The 15125-nt window shown below is 35.6% G+C and carries 16 protein-coding genes; 13 read left to right on the forward strand and 3 right to left on the reverse strand.

Annotated features, from left to right (window positions below; translation table 11 throughout):
- The first annotated feature begins 52 nt into the window (after positions 1 to 52).
- A complete protein-coding gene (locus HFC68_RS00290) occupies positions 53 to 1543 on the forward strand; it encodes a LysM peptidoglycan-binding domain-containing C40 family peptidase (RefSeq protein WP_011673529.1) in 1491 nt (496 codons plus the stop codon).
- A 178-nt stretch (positions 1544 to 1721) separates the two neighbouring features.
- On the opposite strand, the gene rnjA is transcribed toward HFC68_RS00290, so the two are convergent.
- Positions 1722 to 3398, reverse strand: a complete 1677-nt coding sequence (gene rnjA / locus HFC68_RS00295) for a ribonuclease J1 (protein ID WP_002833466.1) — start codon at positions 3396 to 3398, stop codon at positions 1722 to 1724.
- Between the two features lie 4 nt (positions 3399 to 3402).
- A complete protein-coding gene (locus HFC68_RS00300; RefSeq protein ID WP_002833465.1) occupies positions 3403 to 3618 on the reverse strand; it encodes a DNA-directed RNA polymerase subunit epsilon in 216 nt (71 codons plus the stop codon).
- Between the two features lie 162 nt (positions 3619 to 3780).
- Between HFC68_RS00300 and HFC68_RS00305 the strand changes: the two genes are divergently transcribed.
- Positions 3781 to 4248: a hypothetical protein gene (locus HFC68_RS00305; protein ID WP_011673528.1), complete on the forward strand. Its 468-nt coding sequence runs from the start codon at positions 3781 to 3783 to the stop codon at positions 4246 to 4248.
- A 96-nt stretch (positions 4249 to 4344) separates the two neighbouring features.
- Here HFC68_RS00305 and def read toward each other — a convergent pair whose 3' ends face one another.
- Positions 4345 to 4899, reverse strand: coding sequence for a peptide deformylase (def, locus tag HFC68_RS00310; RefSeq protein WP_011673527.1), 555 nt, complete (start codon positions 4897 to 4899; stop codon positions 4345 to 4347).
- 84 nt (positions 4900 to 4983) lie between these two features.
- Between def and HFC68_RS00315 the strand changes: the two genes are divergently transcribed.
- From HFC68_RS00315 to holA, 11 genes are all read left to right on the forward strand, one after another.
- Entirely contained in the window at positions 4984 to 5283 is a 300-nt protein-coding gene (locus HFC68_RS00315) for a UPF0223 family protein (RefSeq protein ID WP_011673526.1), read from the forward strand.
- The gene (locus tag HFC68_RS00320) at positions 5267 to 6052 is read left to right on the forward strand and encodes an inositol monophosphatase family protein (RefSeq protein ID WP_002833460.1); all 786 of its coding nucleotides are present in this window, start codon (positions 5267 to 5269) and stop codon (positions 6050 to 6052) included. The genes HFC68_RS00315 and HFC68_RS00320 overlap by 17 nt, the downstream gene beginning before the upstream one ends.
- Positions 6053 to 6126: 74 nt before the next feature.
- The gene (gene typA / locus HFC68_RS00325; protein WP_002833459.1) at positions 6127 to 7971 is read left to right on the forward strand and encodes a translational GTPase TypA; all 1845 of its coding nucleotides are present in this window, start codon (positions 6127 to 6129) and stop codon (positions 7969 to 7971) included.
- A 101-nt stretch (positions 7972 to 8072) separates the two neighbouring features.
- A complete protein-coding gene (locus tag HFC68_RS00330) occupies positions 8073 to 9281 on the forward strand; it encodes an FtsW/RodA/SpoVE family cell cycle protein (protein WP_011673525.1) in 1209 nt (402 codons plus the stop codon).
- Position 9282: 1 nt separating this feature from the next.
- Complete coding sequence (locus HFC68_RS00335; protein WP_002833457.1) at positions 9283 to 9543, forward strand: DUF2129 domain-containing protein; 261 nt, start codon at positions 9283 to 9285, stop codon at positions 9541 to 9543.
- Entirely contained in the window at positions 9540 to 10091 is a 552-nt protein-coding gene (rsmD, locus tag HFC68_RS00340) for a 16S rRNA (guanine(966)-N(2))-methyltransferase RsmD (RefSeq protein WP_002833456.1), read from the forward strand. Before HFC68_RS00335 ends, rsmD begins: the two co-directional genes overlap by 4 nt.
- A 4-nt stretch (positions 10092 to 10095) precedes the next feature.
- The gene (gene coaD / locus HFC68_RS00345; RefSeq protein WP_002833455.1) at positions 10096 to 10572 is read left to right on the forward strand and encodes a pantetheine-phosphate adenylyltransferase; all 477 of its coding nucleotides are present in this window, start codon (positions 10096 to 10098) and stop codon (positions 10570 to 10572) included.
- 69 nt (positions 10573 to 10641) lie between these two features.
- Positions 10642 to 11349, forward strand: coding sequence for a helix-hairpin-helix domain-containing protein (locus HFC68_RS00350; RefSeq protein WP_011673524.1), 708 nt, complete (start codon positions 10642 to 10644; stop codon positions 11347 to 11349).
- A gap of 18 nt (positions 11350 to 11367) precedes the next feature.
- Entirely contained in the window at positions 11368 to 11850 is a 483-nt protein-coding gene (locus HFC68_RS00355; RefSeq protein WP_011673523.1) for a ComE operon protein 2, read from the forward strand.
- 133 nt (positions 11851 to 11983) lie between these two features.
- The gene (locus HFC68_RS00360) at positions 11984 to 14101 is read left to right on the forward strand and encodes a DNA internalization-related competence protein ComEC/Rec2 (protein WP_080504380.1); all 2118 of its coding nucleotides are present in this window, start codon (positions 11984 to 11986) and stop codon (positions 14099 to 14101) included.
- Complete coding sequence (gene holA, locus HFC68_RS00365; RefSeq protein ID WP_011673521.1) at positions 14098 to 15117, forward strand: DNA polymerase III subunit delta; 1020 nt, start codon at positions 14098 to 14100, stop codon at positions 15115 to 15117. The genes HFC68_RS00360 and holA overlap by 4 nt, the downstream gene beginning before the upstream one ends.
- The last annotated feature ends 8 nt before the right edge of the window (positions 15118 to 15125 follow it).

Below are 15125 nucleotides of genomic sequence, written 5' to 3' on the forward strand. Positions count from 1 at the left end.
ACGATAGAAATCATAAAAATTATACGAAAATTTAAGGAGTGGACGAACTTATATGGTTACCAATTCTAAATCAAATGCATCCAAATTATTATTAGCTGGTGCGGCCGGAGCAGGTCTTCTTGTTGCAGGCGGAACACAAGTGATTGCTCATGCTGATTCTGTAAAGGTACAAAAGAGTGATACAGTTTGGGCACTTTCACAAAAATACGGAGTTTCCGTTAAAAGCATTGAATCACTAAATAACATTAATCAAAATAGTCACTTGATTTTTGTTGGACAAGATATCAATATTCCAGGCAAAACAGACTCAAAAGTTACTAAAATTACCGTAAAGAGCGGTGATAGTTTATCAGTTCTTGCTGAAAAATATGGTGTATCTGTTAATGCCATCATGAAAGCAAACAATCTTAGCAGTTCATTAATTATTGTTGGACAAAGTTTAACAATTCCTGCTGCCAATGGTTCAGCAAGTCAAGCTTCAAGTACATATGTACCTCAAGCTACTCAACAAGTTACAGTTCAAGCAAGTAGTGCAGCTGCTCAAACTGTAGTAACACCAGCACCAAGTAGTGCTGCTACAACATATGTAGCACCTGCAAGCAGTGCAGTAACATCACAAGCTGTAACTAGCGTAGCACCAAGTTCAGCTGTATCATCAGCTGCAAGCTCAGTTGCACCATCAAGTAGTGCAGTAACATCACAAGCTGCAACTAGCGTAGCACCAAGTTCAGCTGTATCATCAGCTGCAAGCTCAGTTGCACCATCAAGTAGCGCAGTGACATCACAAGCTGCAACTAGCGTAGCACCAAGTTCAGCTGTATCATCAGCTGCAAGCTCAGTTGCACCATCAAGTAGTGCAGTAACATCACAAGCTGCAACTAGCGTAGCATCAAGTTCAGCTGTATCATCAGCTGCAAGCTCAGTTGCACCATCAAGTAGCGCAGTGACATCACAAGCTGCAACTAGCGTAGCACCAAGTTCAGCTGTATCATCAGCTGCAAGCTCAGTTGCACCATCAAGTAGTGCGGTAACATCACAAGCTGTAACTAGTGTAGCACCATCAAGCGCTGCTACAACTCCTTCATATGCTACACATACTAGTTCAGCTGCAACAACTACTAACACAACCAATGTTGCTAGTTCAGCTGCATCATCAAGTGCTACAACAACAACTACTCAAAATACTGGTTCTGTTACTGGTTTAGCTAGATCTTTAGCTAATAACACAATCCCATACGTATGGGGCGGTAAAACAACTTCAGGTTTTGATTGTTCTGGATTTGTTTCATATGTATACCAACATTCAGCTGGTATTAGTCTTCCAAGCTATACTGTAGCTATGGAATCATATGTAACAAAGAAATCTGTTTCAGCTGCTCAACCAGGTGATTTATTATTCTGGGGTAGCGCTGGTTCAACATATCACGTCGCTATTTATCTTGGTAACAACCAATATGCAAATGCTCCAACATTTGGTCAAAATGCTAAGGTTTCAACAATTTCATCATACTTCTACCCAAGTTTTGCTGGTAGCGTACGTTAAAATTAACTAAGAAAAAAACGTTTCAATTAACCTAGGTTAGTTGAGACGTTTTTTATTTTACCTTTTAAAATTTGGGAAAGGGAACTTTTCATGTTTAGCAAAATTATAGCTAAATAAAAACGCAATCTTTTCAATCATTAGAGATTTATCTCAGAGTTTGATAAGATTGCGTTTTTTATTAATCCATAATTAACATTGGAATAATTACAGGATGACGTTCAGTTTGTTCATATAAGAATTTCTGTAGATCATCAATAATTGCCCGATTAATAGAGGCTTCATTAGCGTGCGGATTTCGCATTGCGTGACGAATTCTCGCAAACATTCGACGCCGACCTTCATTAATTAATTCACCGGATTCTCGCATGTAAACAAATCCTCGTGATAAAAGATCTGGACCGGATTCAATCATCTTAGTTTTTAGGTTAATTGTTGCAACGACAACCACAAGTCCTTCTTCAGAAAGTAATTGACGATCACGTAAAACAACATTTCCGATATCTCCAATACCATTTCCATCTACATATACATCACCGGCACTAAAATGACCAGAACGACGAGCGGAGTCCTTTGTAAGGGCTAAAACATCACCATTGGACATAATAAAGCTATTTTCGAATGGTACGTCACAGTCATGAGCAAGTTCAGTATGCAATTGCAACATTCTATATTCGCCATGAATAGGCATAAAATATTTAGGTTGCATCAAACGTAACATTAGACGTTGTTCATCTTGGCCACCATGACCAGAAGTATGGATGTTATTCACTTTTCCGTGAATTACACGAGCACCAGCTTCTTCTAATTCGTTAATAACTTTATTGACGCTGATAGTATTACCAGGAATTGGGTTACTTGAAAATACGACAGTGTCATCAGGTTGTATTGAAATTTGACGATGAGTGCCGTTGGCAATTCGACTAAGCGCTGCCATCGGTTCACCTTGAGAACCAGTACACATGATCAATACTTTATTAGCTGGTAAATGGTTAAGTTGTTCGGCATTGATTAATGCGTCATCGGGAATATCAAGGTATCCTAGTTCACGGCCGTTAACTAAAGCTGCTTCCATTGAGCGACCAAAAACCGCAATTTTACGACCATGTTTTAGTGCAGCTTCTGTTGCCATCTGGATTCGAGAAATGTTAGAAGCGAAAGTAGCAAAAATAATTCGTCCCTCGACTTCTTCGAAAATTTTACGAATGGACTTACCAACCCAACGTTCAGATTTAGTAAATTCATCACGTTCAGCATTAGTACTATCAGACATTAACAACAATACGCCTTCATCACCAAGTTTAGCCATTTTTTGAAGGTTAGGTGGCTGATGTGTAGTTGGTGTTAGGTCAAACTTAAAATCACCAGTTTCGACAATCACCCCAGAAGGAGTGTGGACGGCAACCCCTAAAGTATCTGGAATCGAGTGGGTGGTTCTAAAGAAGCTAACGCTAGTCTTAGGAAATTTGATTACCGTATCCTCATCAATGATATGAATTTCGGTGGTTTTTAATAGACCATGTTCTTCAAGTTTTCCTTTAATTAAAGCGGCAGCAAGTGGACTAGCATAAATTGGAACGTTAATTTGTTGTAGTAAAAACGGAATACCACCAATGTGGTCTTCATGACCATGTGTGATAACTAAGGCTTTTATTTTTTGTTGGTTAGCAACTAGAAATTGGTAGTCAGGGATAACGTAGTCAATTCCCAATAGTTCATCTTCAGGGAATTTGATTCCAGCATCGACGACAATAATTTCGTCTTGAAATTGAATACCATAAGTATTTTTACCAATTTCATTAAGGCCACCGATTGCATAAACGGCAGTCTCGTTATTTTTAATGTTAATTTTACCCATAAGCTTAGTACTCCACTAGCTTGTAATTTACACCTTGTTGTTCATATTCGAGTGCCTTACCTTCGAGCAATTCGACTTGTTCAACGTTGAAGTCTGGATTGTTAGTTTCGACGCGTTTAATTGCATCTGGCTTCGTTTCAGCTTCAATAAATAGTGAGTGTGTATTCTCACGACGTGGTGTTTCTTTTTTAGATTCTTGATAATAAACTTTAAAAATCATGTTTTTTTCTTCCTTCTTTCGTAAAAATGTGTTCAAATAAAAATAAAAGTTTTGCCCGTTCAATAAGTTGTATTACTACAACGCATCTTTAAACATTTTATCATAGAGGCTGATATAAGTATAGAAACATAGCCTTGAAAGGCGGAGGGACTGGTATCAAAAATGCTAATTAAGTCATTAATTATAATTTTCTTAATTATTTTAGTTGCAGTGCTATTAATTCTTACATATATAAAAAGGAAAAGAATTACCAAAGCAGCTACAATAGTTAGAAATGCAAGTGAAACAATCGTAAATAATGCCATGATCCAAGTAGCTAAGCAGCTTAAAATGGATGGTATGGAATTTGATGGAGCAAAGGGAAAATCGGTCGCAGACGTTTGGGGTCAATCCGTTGTTGGGTTTAATTATCACGCCAACCTCAAACATAGTATGGATATTAAATTAATTGAATCTAAAATCAACAAAATTCTAGCGGAATATTGCCGAAAGCATCAATTAGAAGACGAAGATGGACCTCAATTAAAGGTTTCAGATATTTGGCTTAATCAAAACCATTTAGAGTTAGACGTTGTATATTTAATTAATCGTCAGACTAAAGATTACTTAAATGATCTCAGTAAGCTATAAAAAAGAAGCTATGCCACAAAGGAATGAATAGTCAGAAATTAAGTAGATAACTTAACTTTTGAGATTCACCATGCAGGCATAGCTTCTTTTTTATAATTAGCCGATTAAAATAGCATTATCTTCAATATCTAAAGGATTTTCTTTATTGATATGATCATAGAATAAAGTGCCTTTTAGATGATCAATTTCATGTTGACAAACAATTGCAGGATAATCGCGGAGTTTAATAGTTTTTTCTTCGCCATCCAAGGTTTGGTAACGCACAGTGATGCGGTCGTGACGAGGAACATATCCAGGAACGTCTTTATCGACCGAAAGACAGCCTTCGCCTTCCTCCAAAGCAGCAATTTGAACCGATTGACTAACGATTACAGGATTAACTAATGTTTCTTCTAAATCGATGGTATTATCTGGCCCAGGAACAAGGACTGAAGCCATTTGGATTGATAAACCAATCTGTGGAGCGGCCAAACCAACGCCGGCTCTTAAGTGGTATTTTTCAGCAATGGCTGGATCTTGGCTATTTTTTAAATATTCCATCATTTCATCGGCAACTTTGAGATATTTAGGATCGAGCGGAAAAGTAAGCTTTTCAGCACGTTTTCGTAAAACGGGATTTCCGTCACGAGTGATATCGTTCATTTTAATCAAGATAAAAACCTCCAATTCGTCTAACAACAAGTATAATATATAATATAGTATTAACACAAAATAAATCTTAAAAGGAATATTAAAATGAGTATAAAAGAAACTTTTTCTTACCCAATCGATGAACGCTGGAATACAGCCGAATTAACTGATGTAATTAATTTCTTCGCTATAGTTGAAAAAACTTATCAAGAAGGGGTTAAACGCGAAAAATTTGTTGAAAGTTATCGCAAATTTCAGGTAGTAGTGCCCAATAAGAGTGAAGAAAAAAGACTTTTTAGGGAATTTTTAAGTAATTCTGGTATGGAACCATTTTTAGCGGTTAAACAATTAAAAGATTTAAATATTAAAAAAATTAAGGTGATTGAAAATGAAAAATATAGATAAAGATTTCTTACTTCAATTAGACGCCAAAATAGTGGAATTTCTAGTCAAAGATCGTCAATTTATTTTTGAAAAGATGGGAAAGCATTTGGAAGTTGATGAAAAACAAAACCGCCGAGATTTGGTAACTGAAGTGGATCGTGGTAATCAAGCTCACATTATTGAAGCGTTAAGTCAATTACTCCCTGATGCTAAAATTTTAGCTGAGGAATCTGAAAATGATTTAACTGATGCCAAGGGGTTGATGTGGGTCATTGATCCAATTGATGGGACCATGAATTTTGTTAAGCAACGTGAAGATTTTGCTGTAATGATCGCTCTATATGAAGATGGAAAACCTTTGTTGGGATATATTTACGATGTCATGCGCGATGTTTTATTACATGGCGGACCGGGAATTGGAGTGGTATATAAAAATCAAGATGTAATCAATCCTCCAGCCAATCTAGCTCTAGAAGAAAGTTTAATCGGGTTAAGTGGCCCAATGCTAGTTAATAATGCATATCACTTCCAAGACGTTGAAAAAAGAACGCTAGGAGCTAGAGTTATTGGCAGTGCAGGAATCGAATTTATTCGAGTACTTTTGGGTAAACAAATTGGATATGTTTCTAGCTTAAAACCATGGGATTTTGCTGCTGGAAACGCTTTAGCGGCGGTCTTTGGGTTAAAAGTAGGGTATGTTGACGGAGAGGCTATTAATGTGCTAAAATCGGGCGTTGTACTAGTTGCTACGAAAAAAGCATATTCTGCTATAATGAGTATAGTGAAATAGCATTATGCTGTGACGAATTAGACGTCACAGGTTTTTTTATGTTAAGCCATTGAAAAACGAAAGGGAGAAACATATTGAATTTAAGAGACGATATTAGAAATATTGCAATCATTGCCCACGTTGACCACGGAAAGACTACCTTGGTTAATGAATTATTGAAACAATCAGATACATTAGACGAACACGTTCAAATTGAAGACCGTGCTTTGGACTCAAATGCGATTGAACGTGAACGTGGAATCACAATTCTTTCAAAAAACACTGCTGTACGTTATGCAGATAAACAAATTAACATTTTAGATACTCCAGGACATGCTGACTTCGGTGGTGAAGTTGAACGTATCATGCGCATGGTTGATGGTGTTTTGCTTGTTGTTGATGCTTTTGAAGGAACAATGCCCCAAACACGCTTTGTTTTGAAAAAAGCTTTGGAACAACATTTAACACCAATCGTGGTTGTTAACAAGATTGACCGCCCAGGCGCACGTCCAGAAGAAGTTGTTGACGAAGTTCTTGATCTATTCATTGAACTTGGTGCTGATGAAGACCAACTTGAGTTCCCAGTTGTATATGCTTCAGCTATCAATGGAACTTCTAGTTTTTCTTCAGACCCAGCTGACCAAGAACACACAATGAAACCAATTTTTGATACAATTGTAGATACAATTCCAGCTCCTGAAGATTCTTCAGCTGAACCACTTCAATTCCAAGTTGCTTTACTTGATTACAACGACTTCGTTGGACGGATTGGTATTGGACGTGTATTCCGCGGTCGGATCAAGGTTGGAGACAACGTTTCCGTGCTTAAACTTGATGGTTCAAAGAAAAACTTCCGAGTTACTAAGTTGTTTGGTTACTTTGGTTTGAAACGTTTGGAAATCAACGAAGCCAAAGCAGGGGACTTGATTGCTATCTCAGGTATGGAAGACATTTTCGTTGGTGAAACAGTTGCCGATGCAGAACATCCAGAAGCATTACCAGTGTTACGAATTGACGAACCTACACTACAAATGACATTTAGAACAAATGATTCACCATTTGCTGGTCGCGAAGGTAAGTTCGTTACATCACGTCAGTTGGAACAACGTTTGAAGACTGAACTTCATACTGATGTTTCACTTCGAGTTGATGATACTGATGATCCTGGTGCATGGATTGTTTCAGGTCGTGGTGAACTTCATCTTTCAATTTTAATTGAAACACTTCGTCGCGAAGGTTACGAACTTCAAGCATCACGTCCAGAAGTTATCATCAAGGAAATCGATGGCAAGCTATGTGAACCTTATGAAATGGTTCAAATTGATACACCTGATGAATATACTGGTTCTGTAATTGATTCACTTTCACAACGTAAGGGTGAAATGAAGAATATGGAAACTACTGATAATGGTCAAACTCGTTTGACTTTCTTGGCTCCTTCACGTGGATTGATTGGTTACTCTACAGAATTCCTATCAATGACTCGTGGATATGGTATTATGAACCATACTTTCCAAGAATACTTACCACAAATTAAGAACTGGAATCCAGGTCGTCGTAATGGTACTTTAGTATCAATTAATTCTGGTAAAGTTACCACTTACGCTATCATGGCTGTTCAAGATCGTGGAGTTATCTTTACAGATGCTGGTACTGAAGTATATGAAGGTATGATTGTTGGTCAAAACAGTCGTGAAAATGATATTTCAGTTAACATTACTCGTGGACGTAACCAAACTAACGTGCGTGCTGCTGGTTCTGAAGATATCGCTAAGGTTAAAACACCAGTTCATATGTCACTCGAAGAATCACTTGAATTTTTGAATGAAGATGAATACTGTGAAATTACACCTGATCACATTCGTTTGCGTAAGCAAATCTTGAATACAAATGAACGTGAAAAAGCTGCTAAGAAACGTAAAATGGCTGCTAAAAAATAATTAAGAAAAGACGAAAATTTAATTTTCGTCTTTTTTTATTTTTAAGGAGCGTAGTACGATATAATAGATTAGGTATTATGCAGGATAAGGGTGAAATATTAATGCAAAAATTTTTATATTGGTTTCCAAGGCGATTTAAAGAGCGATTGCCGTATCTAGATTTATGGGTAATAATCCCATATCTTATACTTAGTATTTTTGGAATTGTAATGGTCTACTCAGCCAGTGCTGATTTTTATATCCAGAATGGAATTAGCGCTAAAAGTTATCTGTTAAAACAAGCAGTTTGGGTAATGGTTGGAATTGTAATCATGATGTTCTTTTTTTTGATTAACAAAAAAGGTTTTAGGAATAAAGGTATATTAAAAATTGGTGCATTAGTTATGTACGCAGCGTCTTTTTTTCTTATATTTTTTGGTTCGAATACAAATGGAGCTACTGGATGGATCTATATTGGATCTTTTGGGATCCAACCGGCTGAATATTTGAAGTTATTTATTATTTTGTATTTATCAAATATTTTGTCACTACATCAACATCGGATTGAATTAGGAGAAGAAATTTCTCCTAAGGTAACGTGGAGTCCAATGGTTATGATTGGTTCGCTAATTTTATTGAACTTTTTACAACATGATTTAGGAGGTTCAACGATTAATGCGGCAATTGCAATTGTAATTTTGTTTGCAGGTGGTAAAAATTATCGTAAAAGTGTTGCGGGAATATTTGCTGGATTAGCAGCATTTTTTATACTATTAACTACAGTTGCTTCGAAAATTGATGTGCATACCTCAAATTATATGCTTCAACGTTTGGTAGGATTTGCGCATCCTTTTGAACTTTCTAAAGGTGCCGGTAATCAGTTGGTTAATTCATATTACGCACTCGGTAATGGTGGGATTTTTGGTGTTGGTTTAGGAAATAGTATTCAAAAGAAGGGATATTTACCCGAAGCTAATACTGATTTTATTATGTCGGTAATTGCTGAGGAATTGGGTTTGATTATGGTTGTAATTATCATTTCGATCCTATTTGTCATTATTTTCAGAGCAATTATTCTTGGTACTAGGTCCAGTAAAATGTATGATGCTCTTGTTTGTTATGGTATTGCAACTTATCTAGTTGTTCAAACTTTCTTCAATGTTGGTGGAATAACTGGTTTGATACCAATTACAGGGGTTACGTTCCCTTTCATTAGTTATGGTGGTTCAAGTATGATGGTTTTATCGGCTACCATGGGGGTACTACTAAATATAAGTGCTTCGCAAAGACAAGCACTTAATGAACAGAAACAAATCATAGAGGAAGATTAGAATGAATATAGTACAACGTCAAAGTATTATTGTATTTTTTAATAACATCAAAAAAATCGGACCCATCAAAAAAATTGGCGATGTTGATTATGTTTCAAAAGATATGCATTATTTAATCCTTTACGTTAATAAAAGTAATGTTGAGGAATCTTTAAAAAAAATTCGAGGATTTGAGATGGTGAGATCTGCGTATATCTCTCCACGATCAGATTTAAGGGTTGACTATAGTCAAGATTATTCAGCAGAGGAAGATGAACAGTGAGAGTTATTTCAGGTGATTTTGGTGGACGTCGTTTGAAACCCGTACCGGGAATGAAAACCCGTCCGACAACAGATAAAATTAAAGAAAATATATTTAATATTATTGGGCCATATTTCGATGGAGGCTTAGTGCTAGATATGTACGCTGGAAGTGGTGGATTATCAATTGAAGCTGTTTCGAGAGGGATGGATAGCGCTACGTTGATTGATAAACAATTTGCTGCTATTAAAACAATTAAAGAAAATGTTGAAGTGACTAAGGCAAAGGATCGTTTTGAAGTCATTAAGGGCGATTCCAAGAAAATTATTCAAATGTTAGCTACAAAAGGAAATAAATATTCGATGGCCTTCTTTGATCCACCTTATGCACTCCAAACAATTGAGAAAGACCTTCAAGAATTAATTGGTTTAAATTTATTAACTTCAGACGCAATTATCATTTGTGAAGTCAGTGATGAAGTTGAATTGCCAGAGAAAATTGGATATTTAAATCGTGTACGTGAACAACATTATGGAATTACCAAAATTGTAATTTATAAGGGAGAATAATACGATGACAAAGGCTCTTTATGTTGGAAGTTTTGACCCAATTACTAATGGCCATCTAGATATTATTAAACGTGCTGCTAAAATTTTTGATGAATTAACGGTGGTAGTGGCGATTAACACCAACAAATCGGCTTTATTTACACCACAGGAACGCGTGAACTTAATTACGCAAGTGACTAGAGACCTTGAAAATGTTGCTTGTAAATCGGTAACAGGATTAACGGCTGAAACTTTTACACAGGAAAAAGCAGATGTTTTGGTTCGAGGCGTTCGCAATGGGGAAGATTTAAACTTTGAAATTCAGGTGGCTGGAATGAATCAATATTTAAATCAAGAAGTTGAGACGGTATTTATACCAGCTAATTCTAAGTGGGAATTTACCTCGTCTAGTTTAATTAAAGAAGTTGTAAAAATGGGCGGAAGCATTAAAGGCCTAGTCCCTGAAACTGTAGAAGTATTATTAAAATCAAGACTAAAATGACTATTTAAAGGATTGGAAAATAAATTCCAATCTTTTTTTGTATCTTCTGTTAGCTAAGGAGGTGCAAAAATGTTGGAAGAAATTTGGGAAAAATATCAAAAACAAATTATAATAACAGGTATAACAGTCACAATAGTGGTCATGTTTTTTTGTATTTTGGTAGGAGCGGGGCGTAATGATAGTACTGATAAGATGATTGGAAACAATCTGACTAGTTCGTCCAGTTCTATACAAAGCAGCTCAAACTCTGCAACGCCAATGGCGAGTGGACAAGATAAGGAGACTCACGCCCAGAGACTTGCTAGTTCTAAAATAATGGTGGATGTTAAAGGAGCTGTGAAAAGCCCTGGAGTTTATGAAGTGAAGTCAGGAATGCGAATAATGGATGCGATTGAAATTGCTGGTGGAATGACTAAATCAGCTGATCAAAGAAATATTAACCTTGCGACTCAATTGTCTGATCAACAAGTAGTTTATGTACCGATTAAGGGTGAGATAAAAAATTCTGATCCGTCACAATTAAGTGCAGTTGGTTCATCGAGTATTTCAAGTAGCAGCCCTTCCACAACCGATAGTTCAACTGAAAAAATAGTTAACATAAATACTGCCTCTAAAGCAGAATTGTTGACATTGAATGGTGTAGGAGATAAAAAAGCTGAACAAATTATTAATTATCGTGAACAACAGGGCGAATTTAAATCCATTGAAGATTTAAAGCAAGTACAGGGGATTGGTGATAAAATTTTTGAAGGACTACAAGATGCAATTACTGTATAAATTAAGGATGGAAATGATATGGACAATAGAATTGATTGGGATCAATATTTTATGACACAGGCAACCCTGTTATCACTCAGAAGTACGTGCACGCGGCTTTCAGTGGGGGCAGTTATTGTTAGAGACCGGCGAGTAATAGCTGGGGGCTATAATGGTTCAGTTTCTGGAGACGTACATTGTATTGACGAGGGATGCTATTTAGTAGAGGGACACTGCGTTCGTACGATACACGCGGAAATGAATGCGGTTCTGCAATGTGCTAAGTTTGGTGTTGCAACGGATGGCGCAGAAGTTTATGTAACGGATTTTCCCTGTTTACAGTGTACAAAAATGTTGTTACAGTCCGGAATTATTAAAATTAATTATCTTAGAAATTACCATAATGACCAATATGCCGTAGAGCTTTTAAAAAGAAAGAATGTCGAAATTAAGCAGATTAAATTCTCAGAGGATGATTTAGATAAAATTAATATTAATCATATTTTAAGAGAAGGTGAATGAGGTTTCTTTTATATGGGCAACAGTAGCTGTTTTTTTACTGTCTGGATTAATCTTTACCAGAGCTAAAATATTTTTATTATTATTAATAATTTGGTTAATTAGAACTATATGTTTAAAAAAACTTACAGTGGTAATGCAGGCATTATTGATTAGTGTCTGTTTTTTTATTCACTTTAGTCATAAAGCAAATTCAATTAATACTTATAACCAAAGTAGAAGTGATATTGAAATTGATTTGAGAGTTTATCCCGATGAAATTAAGCCAATGGAAGACGGCGTTTCAATTCGAGCATATACTAACAATGTTAACCGTAAAGGCTTGCAAGTTTTTATTCCAGTTAAAACGGTGGACGATTTAAAAAAAATTAGTAAAACTCAAAAAGTAGTTGAATTTAAAATTAAGGGGAATATTGAACCGCTTGAACGACCAACGAATATAAATCAATTTGATTTTCGACGGATTATGTACGGTAAGGCAGTTTATTTTAAAGTAAGTAAAGCTAGTCTAATAGAATATAATATTTTAACTAAAAATAGTTTGATTGCTAAGATACATAGCTGGCGTAAAAAGTTATTAGAAAGATGTATAAAGTTAGAGGAACCACTACAGAGTTATTGTATGGGGATTATCCTTGGGGAACAGACGGATTATCTAAAAGAAAATAGCACTAAGTTACGTAATATGGGTATTATTCATTTGTTTTGTATTTCAGGATTACATGTGTTTTATTTCATCAAGTTAATTGAAATTGTTTTTACTAGATTTAAAATTAAAAGGGAAACGATGGAGATAACCCAAATAGGAGTTTTACCCCTCTATTTTATTTTGGGTGGGGGAAGTACTAGTCTATTTCGCGCGGTGGTATTAGTTTTAGTTCAGTTGATAACTAAAAAAATAGCTATAAAAATTAGCACACTTGATAGCTGGTGCTTAGTTTTATTAGTCAATTTATGGCTTAATCCGTTTGTCTTACTTCAGATGGGTGGGCAACTTAGTTATTTATTATCTTTTGTCTTAATTATGCAACAAATGGAAAATGGCTGGACAACAGGAATAAAATTATTTTTGGTAGAATTACCAATTATTTTATTTTCAACATACAAAATCCACTTACTAACGATGGTTTTTAATTTAATTATTGTTCCGATTTTTTCGAGTGTAATCGTTCCAATCGTAATTGTAGCTTTTGCACTTCCTCAATTAATGGCATTATTAAATCCGATTATTATGATGTTTGAAGTGACTTTGAAATATTTGGATAAATTACCGGGGTTAATTCAAGTTGGTAAACCTTCGCGACTGATCACTTTATTCATGGTGATATTAGCGCTAAAAATTATTTCAACAAAGCAAAGTAAATTTAAGAAAAGAGCGCTAACGTTCTATAGTCTGATTTGGCTGGGGTTGTGGAGCTGGTTTAAATTGAATCCGTATGGTGAAATTACCTTTTTTGATGTAGGTCAAGGCGATAGCATTTTAATTCGTGAACCGTTTAATCGAACAGTAACGTTAATTGATACCGGCGGTAAAATGCAATTTGGCAAAAAGCCGGTTGCAATGAAGCATACCATCGCTAAGAATAGTTCAATTAATTATTTACAAAGTATAGGAGTATCTAAGTTAAATAATTTATGTTTGACGCATCAAGATATTGATCATATTGGAGAAGCCAGTGAAATTTTAAACAATTTTAAAGTGAAAAATTTGGTTTTTCCGGTGGGGGTTGATACAACTCAAAATTATCAACGAAAAATATTGCCATTTATCCGACGCAATACAAAGGTGATTGCGTGCTTAGCGGGGACGAAAATTGATCACTTACCAATGGAAATTAAGTATCCGTTTCAAGCTGGAAAGGGTGAAAATGGTGATTCTTTAGTTTTAGCTGGTAATGTGGGTGGTAAAAATTTACTACTAACAGGTGATCTAGACCTAGCTGGTGAACGTAAATTGTTAGAAAGTGGTGTATTAAATCAACGGGTGGATATTTTTAAATTAGGGCACCATGGGAGTAAGACGGCTAATTCTGAAGAAATTCTAAAAGCAATTATGCCTAAATTAGCTATTGTTTCAGCTGGGCGTCATAATCGGTATGGACATCCAAATCTAGAAGTTATAAATCGCTTGAATTCAATGGGGATTCCTTACGCTTCGACACAGGATGAAGGAATGATTTCTTATAGATATTTTTTGAATGGTATGGGAAGATGGAAGACAGGAATAGATGAAAAGGAAAGTATTATTCAATGAAATTAACTGATTTAAGAAAAAAACTTAAACAAGGGCAATTGAAGTCAATCTATTTGGTTGAAGGTCCTGATAACTATATCCAGAAAGCGGTCAAAAAAGAATTAATTGATTTCATTCCTGAAGATCAAAGGGTAATGAACGTAGGAACGTATGACCTTGAAAATGTGGACTTAGGGATGGTCTTAGATGATGCACAGTCTGCCCCTTTTTTTGGCGATTATCGTTTGGTCATTTTAAATAACCCTGTATTCTTGACTGGTGAAAAAACTAAATTAAAGTTTAACTTGGACGGGTTGCTTAGCTATATTAAAAATCCGGAACCTACTACAATTATGTTAATCGCTGCAAAATATGAAAAACTCGATGGTCGGAAGAAAATTGTCAAAGACTTAAAAAAGATTGTAGAAGTTATCGATGCTAATTCACCGAAAGAAAGCGATACTCGGAAGATTATCCAGCAATACGTTGATGAGAAACGAACAGAAATTGACAGTGATGCGTTAGATGAATTAATTTTAAGGACGGATAATGATTTAGCACAAATTATTAATGAATTACAGAAATTAACTGTATATGCATCGGGAACAGAGAAAATTGATTTGAATGCCGTTCAAAAATTAGTTCCTAAGGGCTTAAATCAAAATGTTTTTGATCTAATCAATGTATTAATGCAAGGAAATTTACGTAAATCAATCGATGATTATTCTGTATTACTCCTAAATCAAGAACAGCCACTAAGAATAAATGCGGCTTTGGTTAGCCAATTTCGATTGTTGCTGCAAGTTAAAATATTGATGGAGAGAGGTTTCTCACAAGGAAAACTAGCACAAGAGTTAAAGGCCCATCCTTACCGAATTAAGTTAGCAATGCAATCTGTGCGTCAGTTTAATATTCAAAGTCTCGAAAATGCTTATATCGGGTTGGTTGATTTAGAAGAACAATTAAAAACAACCCAACGAGATCCGAAGGAACTCTTTGAGTTGTTCTTAGTTAAATTTAAAAATGGATGGAAATAAAAAACACC

Origin of the sequence: Pediococcus sp. EKM201D, assembly GCF_011800215.1 — a bacterium.
Lineage (GTDB): Bacteria > Bacillota > Bacilli > Lactobacillales > Lactobacillaceae > Pediococcus > Pediococcus pentosaceus.